The sequence below is a fragment of the Paracoccus sp. TRP genome, assembly GCF_000185925.1.
Taxonomy (GTDB): Bacteria; Pseudomonadota; Alphaproteobacteria; order Rhodobacterales; family Rhodobacteraceae; genus Paracoccus; species Paracoccus kondratievae.
Genome location: NZ_AEPN01000012.1, coordinates 84422 through 91893 on the forward strand (window position 1 = coordinate 84422; position 7472 = coordinate 91893).

A 7472-nucleotide genomic window follows, 5' to 3' on the forward strand; every position below is an offset into this window, starting at 1 on the left:
CACCCGATGCCGCGCATCAGTGCATCTTTGCCGCAAGGTTGATCGAGACACACTGGAAGTAACCGTCATCAATCCAGACCACCGGCCCCATGGCCTGCGCATCAAGCCCGCAGGGCACCAGCCAACGCGGCCAGTTCGAGGCGACAAGGCACACCAGACGCGTGGCACCCAGATTACGCGCCGAGTTCGTCATCTCTTGCACCAGGTTCAGGTGAACGCGGCGACGTTCACGCTGGGGGACGTCGTGATTGACGAACAGCCTGCTTGCCTCCCACGTCCCGGGATCGACCGGGGCCGGCTCATCAAGCAGGTTCTGAGGGATCGAACCGCCCAGAAGATCAAGCTGGGCATCGCGAATCATGTAAGAGTACATGCCGCAGTGCGCCGTGGTGGGCGTCAGCCGAACTCCAGCCAGTACCTGCCCGTTCTGATGGATCGCCACCCAACGGCTCATCGGGGTGTCATATTGATCGAACTCCATATCGTCCGTCTGGGGCAGATCCCAGCACTTCTGGACGATGAAGCTTTGCTTGCGTGCACGAAAGATATTCGCGAACAGCTCGCCATGGATGTGCAGGTTAGCAAAGGAAAGGGTGGTGGTCTGCATGCTCTTCTCCTGGGGTTGCGGTGGTACTGGCCCCCAGGTGTAAACCGCAATGGTTAACGCAACGTCCTACAGCAGGCGGTAATCCTTGGCCCGTTGCAGCGCTTCGGCAGTCGTTCTTGCCATCAGCCTTTCGCGCGCCGAGATCAGACGAGCTTTGAATGCGCTTTCCGTAATGCCAAGCTTTGCAGCCGCCGCTGCATGACGATCGCCCTCTGCGATACACCGAAGGGCCTCTTGCTGAGCCTTCGTCAGGCTCTCCGGCGGCTCCGTAATTTCGTGAAGCCGACGTATCGTCGCCGAGATCACATCAATCTCATCATCCGTGAACTCCCGCCTGTCATGAGCAAAGGCAGCGATGGTACGCGATTTGATCGGCCCATGAGCCACCACCACACCATAAGGCAGGCCGTGATCTGCTGCGTCCTGAAGGATCGAAAAGGGGTCGGGAATCGGCAGCACGCTCCAGCGGCATACGCCTGTTGTCGAGAATCCCCAGGCAATCGTCGGGTCGCGCAAGGCATAGGCGCGCTCGGAATAACGCTGCGTCCACTCCTTGTTATAGGTCTGGAACTGCATCAGGGGCGCAGCAAAGCGGATGTGCAAACCGATAAAGTAGCCCGCGGGGGCCAGCTTTTTCAGTTTGGCGAGTGCTGCGTTGATTTCCGCGCGAGACGACATGACTATTTGTACAGATTGCTTTTACCTCAGGTCATCAAGAAAATTGGCATGTATTACAGGGTATTCAAGCAATACTGTATTAAGAAGCAACGTTTTTTCTGCCGCCGTCGTCTCTCCTCGTCGGCGCCGGGGGTTGTTGTCATCTTCGCAGACACCAATGACGGCCCGGCGCACCCCTGTTTTCCATACCTTTTCCATAAGCCGCCACAACTATTTGAAGAACTGTAGAAATTCTATCTACCGTTGCTTGCAGAGCTTGTTGTGGCAACTGTTGCAAAAAGGCCCGCAGCCATCTGGCGTGGCTGCGGGCCCAAGATTCGCTTAACCGCAAGAAACGGTTAGACTTCTCACGATTCGTCGGTGGCCGATTCGGCTTCCAGACGGGCACGGTCAGCCGCACCCTTGGCGCTGGTGTCGCGCTCGACGAACTCGATGATCGCCATGGGTGCCATGTCGCCATAGCGGAAACCGGCTTTCAGAACACGGACATAGCCGCCCTGACGGTCTTTGTAGCGCGGGCCGAGAATCTCGAACAGTTTGGCAACGTGGCTGTCCTGTTTCAGCTGGGCAGCCGCCTGACGGCGGGCGTGCAGGTCGCCGCGCTTGGCCAGCGTGATCAGCTTCTCGATGACGGGGCGCAGTTCCTTGGCCTTGGGCAGAGTCGTCTTGATCTGCTCATGCTCGATCAGCGAGCCAGCCATGTTGGCGAACAGCGCCTTGCGGTGTTCGTGGGTACGGTTCAGACGGCGATAACCGCGGGCGTGACGCATGATATGTCTCCTTTACGTCTTTTTGCTTTGTCCGGCAGCCCATGCGTGCGGGCCGCTCTCCTTGGGGCGGAATGCCCGGTACTCCGGGGGCGACATGCGCCCCCGGTATTCGTGATCAGAACTGGTCGTCGAAACGCTTGGCCAGATCTTCGATGTTTTCCGGCGGCCAGTCCACAACATCCATACCGAGATGCAGGCCCATGCCCGAGAGCACTTCCTTGATCTCGTTAAGCGATTTGCGGCCGAAGTTCGGAGTGCGCAGCATCTCGGCTTCGGTCTTCTGGATGAGGTCGCCGATATAGACGATATTGTCGTTCTTGAGGCAGTTCGCCGAACGCACCGACAGCTCCAGCTCGTCCACTTTCTTGAGCAGGCGCGGGTCGAATTCCAGCCCATCCTCGGCATCCGAGCGGGTGGCCGTCTCGGGCTCTTCGAAGTTGACGAAGACCGACAGCTGGTCCTGAATGATACGTGCGGCATAGGCCACGGCATCTTCCGGGGTCAGCGAACCGTCGGTTTCAACCTTCATGGTCAGCTTGTCATAGTCCAGCACCTGGCCTTCGCGGGTCGGCGTGACTTCGTAGCTGACACGCTTGACCGGCGAAAAGATCGCGTCGATCGGAATCAGGCCGATGGGCGCATCCTCGGGACGGTTCTTGTCGGCGGCGACATAACCCTTGCCGTTGGCAACGGTCAGTTCCATGTGCAGCTCGGCGCCGTCATCAAGATGGCAGATGATGTGGTCGCGGTTCAGGATGGTGATGCCAGCGGTTTCCTGGATATCACCAGCCTTGACCTCGCCCGGACCCTTGGCCGACAGCGTCAGCCGTTTGGGCGCATCGACTTCCATCTTCAGCGTCACGCCCTTGAGGTTCAGGACGATGTCGGTGACGTCCTCGCGCACCCCCGGGACAGAGGAGAACTCGTGCAGCACGTTGTCGATCTGCACCGAGGTGATGGCCGCGCCCTGCAACGAGGACAGCAGCACACGGCGCAGCGCGTTGCCCAGCGTCAGGCCAAAGCCGCGCTCAAGCGGTTCCGCCACGACGGTGGCCACGCGGGACGGATCGGCACCCGGCTTGATTTCAAGCTGGGTCGGCTTGATCAGTTCAGCCCAATTCTTGTGGATCATGCGATTGCCTCCATACCAGTTTCCGACCCATGACCGACAGTCGGAAACGCCCGAGGTGATAAGCGAAAAGCGCGCCCGCGCCGAAAAACGGCGCGAAGCGCGTCAAAGTCTTGACCGATCAGACCCGGCGGCGCTTCGGCGGGCGGCAGCCGTTGTGCGCGATCGGGGTAACATCGCGGATCGCAGTGATGTTGAAGCCAACCGCAGCCAGCGCACGCAGCGCCGATTCGCGGCCCGAGCCGGGGCCCTGAACTTCAACTTCCAGCGTGCGAACGCCATGTTCCTGTGCCTTACGGCCAGCGTCCTCAGCGGCCATCTGGGCGGCATAGGGGGTCGATTTACGCGAACCCTTGAAGCCCATGGTGCCGGCCGACGACCAGGCAATAGCGTTGCCCTGCACGTCCGAGATCAGGATCTTGGTGTTGTTGAAGGACGAATTCACATGCGCCACGCCAGCGGCGATGTTTTTGCGTTCCTTGCGCTTGATGCGAGTCTTATCGCGTGCCATGTCCGTTCCCCCTTACTTCTTCTTGCCGGCGATGGGTTTCGCCGGGCCCTTGCGGGTGCGGGCATTGGTGTGGGTGCGCTGGCCGCGCACCGGCAGGCCGCGACGATGACGCAGGCCGCGATACGAGCCGAGGTCCATCAGACGCTTGATGTTCATCTGCGTCTCACGGCGCAGGTCGCCTTCGACGGTCAGGTTGGCGTCGATGTATTCGCGGATCTGCAGAACTTCAGCGTCCGACAGGTCATTCACGCGGCGCGCCGGATCGATACCGACAGCCTGAATGATCTGTTCGGCGAATTTCGGGCCGATCCCGTGGATATAGGTCAGAGCGATAGGGACGCGTTTCCCCGTCGGAATGTTGACGCCAGCAATACGAGCCACGCGTGTTTCCTTTTCCATGTTGCGGTTCCGTAATGCCGGAACCTTTTTTCACAACCAAAGACCCGAAAGCCGTGCCTTCGGGCCTAAAGCTACACCTGAGACTCAGGTGATTCTCTTCCGAGATGCTGCGAATTAAGGGATTTGCTGGTCAAGGTCAACCCTGACCCGGAAACCTGTCCATAATCCGCGAGATCTGGCCGGCAACCTCATCAATCTCGGCAAGGCCATCGACCGTATGCAGGTTCCCCTTGACGTAGAAGTAACCGATCAGCGGCGAAGTCTTTTTGTAATACTCCATCAACCGCGTCTTGAGGCTTTCCTCATTGTCATCGGCGCGACGACGCAGGTCGGTCGAGCCACAGACATCGCAGACCCCCGGCTCTTTCGTCGGCTTGGTCACATCGTGATAGACCTCACCGCAATTGCCGCAGGTGAAACGGCCGGTGATGCGCGAAACCAGCGCCGCGTCATCGACCCGCATCTCGATCACGGCATCAACGCGCTGATCCATTTCCGCCATCAGCGATTGCAGCGCGTCGGCCTGTGCCAGAGTGCGCGGGAAGCCGTCAAAGATGAAGCCCTTACCGCGCTGCGCCAGTTTTTCCCGGATCAGACCAATGACAATCTCATCCGTCACCAGCTCGCCCCGGTCCATGACCTCAGCCACGCGCTTGCCCATCTCGGTGCCCGAGTTGCGCGCTTCGCGCAGCATATCGCCGGTCGAGAGCTGGACGAGACCGCGCTCGTCGATCAGACGCCGCGCCTGGGTGCCTTTGCCTGCGCCGGGCGGGCCCAGCAGAATGATGTTGATCGCCATGTCTCGTCCCTCTCCTACCCTTATGGTGGGCTTGCCTCAGCGACGCGCGGGGGCCTTGCGCGTCTTCGCCTTGCCACGCTTGCCGCGCAGCTGCGATTTCTCAATCAGACCTTCGTACTGATGCGCCAGCAGGTGGCTCTGCACCTGGTTGATCGTATCCATGACCACGCTGACAACGATCAGCACCGACGTTCCGCCAAAATAAAAGGGGATCGCCAGCTGGTTACGGATGACCTCAGGCAAAAGGCAGACAAAGGTCAGGTAGGCCGAACCAATGACCAGCACCCGGGTCACGACATAGGTCAGATAATCCTCGGTCCGTTTGCCGGGACGAATGCCCGGAATGAACCCGCCCTGATTCTTCAGGTTCTCGGCCACATCCTCGGTCTTGAAGCTGACGTTGAACGTGTAAAAGTAGGTAAAGAACACGATCAGCGCCGCAAAGAACAGCAGGTAAAGCGGCTGGCCGGGGCCAAAATAGGCAAGGATCGTCGACATGATCGGGCCCGTCTGGTTGCCCGAGAAAGTCGAGATCGTGACCGGCAACAGCAGCAGCGAGCTGGCAAAAATCGCCGGGATCACGCCCGCCGGGTTCACCTTGATCGGCAGGTGCGAGGACTGGCCGTCATAGATCTTCATCCCGACCTGCCGCCGCGGGTACTGGATGTGGATCTTGCGAAGCGCCCGCTCCATGAAGACCACAAAGGCAATCACTGCGGCGACCATGACGATCACGCCCAGAATCACCGGAGTCGAGATTGCACCCGAACGGCCTTGCGCCAGAAACTGTGCCAGATGGGCCGGAATTTCAGCAACGATGCCGACAAAGATGATCAGCGAAATACCGTTGCCGATGCCGCGAGCGGTAATCTGCTCACCCAGCCACATCAGGAACATGGTGCCGCCGACCAGCGTGATCACGACCGAGGCGCGGAAGAACATCCCCGGTTCATGGGCAAGGTTGCCGTGCTCAAGACTGACCGCCAGACCCCAGGCCTGGAACAGCGCCAGCGCGACCGTACCATAACGGGTGTATTGGTTGATCTTCTTGCGGCCCTGTTCGCCCTCTTTCTTGAGCTGCTCAAGAGCCGGCACCATGGAAGCCAGCAGCTGCACAATGATCGAGGCCGAGATATAGGGCATGATGCCAAGCGCAAAGATGCCCATGCGTCCCAGCGCACCGCCGGTGAACATGGACAGGATTCCGCCCAGACCAGCCTGCGCCTGATCCATGAAATTGCGCAATGCGGCGCCATCAATGCCGGGCACCGGGATATAGGTGCCAAGGCGGTAGATAATGAGAAGTCCGAGGGTGAACCAGATTCTCTGACGCAGCTCGGTCGCCTTGCCGAGCGCGCCCCAGGAAAGGTTCGCGGCCATCTGTTCTGCGGCTGACGCCATGCTTAAGCCCCTTCGTGGCAGCGCCGCCGGATCGTTTCCCGATCCCGCGGCGCCTGGAAAACTCGATAGCTATCTATGGGGCGCGGGCGCGCCCTTCAACAGCTTATTCGGCCGCGGAAGCGTCAGCGGCTTCTTTTGCCGGACGGGTGACGGTGACCTTGCCACCAGCTTTCTCGACAGCTTCGACCGCCGATTTCGACGCGCCGGTCACGGTCAGGTTCACGGCAGCCTTCAGCTCACCCTTGGCCAGCAGACGCACGCCATCGCGCTTGCGGCGAATGACACCGGCAGCAACCAGCGCATCCTCGTTCAGTTCGGCTTTTACGTCCAGCTTGCCGGCGTCAATGAACGTTTGCAGCTGGCCAAGATTGACCACCGCGAATTCAAGACGATTCGGTTTGCTAAAGCCACGCTTGGGCAGGCGGCGGTAAAGCGGCATCTGGCCGCCTTCATAGCCATTCAGCGCGACGCCCGAACGCGAGGTCTGACCTTTGATACCACGACCGGCGGTTTTACCCTTGCCCGAGCCGGGACCACGGGCAACGCGCTTTTTCTTGCGCGAGGCGCCGGGATTGTCGTGCAGTTCATGCAGTTTCATATCGCTTCTCCTTGGCCGGAAGCGCCCCATGAAGCGAAAAGGGCGAACACGGCATTCTTGATTGAGTCGGTGCCGATGGGCACCGGGGGTCTTTATACAGCGCAGGCGCCGCGGTCAACAAGCTGCCGTTACCCTGTGGGGTTTGGTCGCACAGCCCTTCGGCCTGACTCAAAACTCGACCCATGTTCCGATCCTTACCGCCGTCTCCCCCGCTCCGCTCAGAGGCAGAACCGCGCCGACTTCCAGTCTTACGGGGCCAGCCAGATCCCGCACCACTGTGGTTGCGAGACTCGCTGAAAAGCCGGTATCCGTGCGATCCTCAAATCGCAACTGGTTGATCAGCATCATTGTGTCGGTCGTATGCCAGCCGAATGTCAGCTCAGCCTTGGCGGTCGCCTCTGGCGTCAGATAACTAAACAGCCCCGCCCCTTGCGAGGCGAGTTCGGACCAAGCCTCCCCATCCTTCCAGCGTAGTGCGACCCGGTAACGGGCCTCGACCGAAAGCCAGCCGCCACCATGCAGGGCGCGCAACAGCGGAAGTGCATCCCAACCCCTGTGAACCGCACCGGGTTTGCCGGAG

Annotated in this window: 9 protein-coding genes and 1 pseudogene; all 10 read right to left on the minus strand. The window is 60.1% G+C overall.

Going from position 1 to position 7472, the window contains the following annotated elements; all coding sequences use genetic code 11:
* Window positions 1-16 precede the first annotated feature (16 nt).
* Window positions 17-607 (minus strand): acyl-homoserine-lactone synthase, encoded by a 591-nt coding sequence (locus tag PARACOCCUSGL_RS0109475; protein WP_010395678.1) that lies wholly within the window; start codon window positions 605-607, stop codon window positions 17-19.
* 66 nt (window positions 608-673) lie between these two features.
* On the minus strand, window positions 674-1285 hold the full coding sequence (locus PARACOCCUSGL_RS0109480; RefSeq protein WP_010395680.1) for an autoinducer binding domain-containing protein: 612 nt from the start codon (window positions 1283-1285) through the stop codon (window positions 674-676).
* Window positions 1286-1632: 347 nt separating this feature from the next.
* The gene (gene rplQ, locus PARACOCCUSGL_RS0109485) at window positions 1633-2055 is read right to left on the minus strand and encodes a 50S ribosomal protein L17 (RefSeq protein WP_010395682.1); all 423 of its coding nucleotides are present in this window, start codon (window positions 2053-2055) and stop codon (window positions 1633-1635) included.
* A 115-nt stretch (window positions 2056-2170) separates the two neighbouring features.
* Complete coding sequence (locus PARACOCCUSGL_RS0109490; protein WP_010395684.1) at window positions 2171-3187, minus strand: DNA-directed RNA polymerase subunit alpha; 1017 nt, start codon at window positions 3185-3187, stop codon at window positions 2171-2173.
* Window positions 3188-3305: 118 nt separating this feature from the next.
* Window positions 3306-3695, minus strand: coding sequence for a 30S ribosomal protein S11 (gene rpsK, locus PARACOCCUSGL_RS0109495; protein WP_010395688.1), 390 nt, complete (start codon window positions 3693-3695; stop codon window positions 3306-3308).
* A gap of 12 nt (window positions 3696-3707) precedes the next feature.
* A complete protein-coding gene (rpsM, locus tag PARACOCCUSGL_RS0109500; protein WP_029371934.1) occupies window positions 3708-4076 on the minus strand; it encodes a 30S ribosomal protein S13 in 369 nt (122 codons plus the stop codon).
* A gap of 154 nt (window positions 4077-4230) precedes the next feature.
* Window positions 4231-4893, minus strand: coding sequence for an adenylate kinase (locus PARACOCCUSGL_RS0109505; protein WP_010395692.1), 663 nt, complete (start codon window positions 4891-4893; stop codon window positions 4231-4233).
* Between the two features lie 36 nt (window positions 4894-4929).
* Entirely contained in the window at window positions 4930-6294 is a 1365-nt protein-coding gene (gene secY / locus PARACOCCUSGL_RS0109510) for a preprotein translocase subunit SecY (protein ID WP_010395694.1), read from the minus strand.
* 103 nt (window positions 6295-6397) lie between these two features.
* A complete protein-coding gene (rplO, locus tag PARACOCCUSGL_RS0109515) occupies window positions 6398-6892 on the minus strand; it encodes a 50S ribosomal protein L15 (RefSeq protein ID WP_010395696.1) in 495 nt (164 codons plus the stop codon).
* A gap of 168 nt (window positions 6893-7060) precedes the next feature.
* A pseudogene (locus tag PARACOCCUSGL_RS22025) lies at window positions 7061-7472 on the minus strand (hypothetical protein); the annotation flags it as partial.

Coding starts and splice junctions, on each gene's coding strand:
- rpsK (WP_010395688.1), bottom strand. CDS start 3,695: ATGGCACGCGATAAGACTCGCATCAAGCGCAAGGAACGCAAAAACATC.
- rplQ (WP_010395682.1), bottom strand. CDS start 2,055: ATGCGTCACGCCCGCGGTTATCGCCGTCTGAACCGTACCCACGAACAC.
- PARACOCCUSGL_RS0109490 (WP_010395684.1), bottom strand. CDS start 3,187: ATGATCCACAAGAATTGGGCTGAACTGATCAAGCCGACCCAGCTTGAA.
- PARACOCCUSGL_RS0109475 (WP_010395678.1), bottom strand. CDS start 607: ATGCAGACCACCACCCTTTCCTTTGCTAACCTGCACATCCATGGCGAG.
- PARACOCCUSGL_RS0109480 (WP_010395680.1), bottom strand. CDS start 1,285: ATGTCGTCTCGCGCGGAAATCAACGCAGCACTCGCCAAACTGAAAAAG.
- secY (WP_010395694.1), bottom strand. CDS start 6,294: ATGGCGTCAGCCGCAGAACAGATGGCCGCGAACCTTTCCTGGGGCGCG.
- PARACOCCUSGL_RS0109505 (WP_010395692.1), bottom strand. CDS start 4,893: ATGGCGATCAACATCATTCTGCTGGGCCCGCCCGGCGCAGGCAAAGGC.
- rplO (WP_010395696.1), bottom strand. CDS start 6,892: ATGAAACTGCATGAACTGCACGACAATCCCGGCGCCTCGCGCAAGAAA.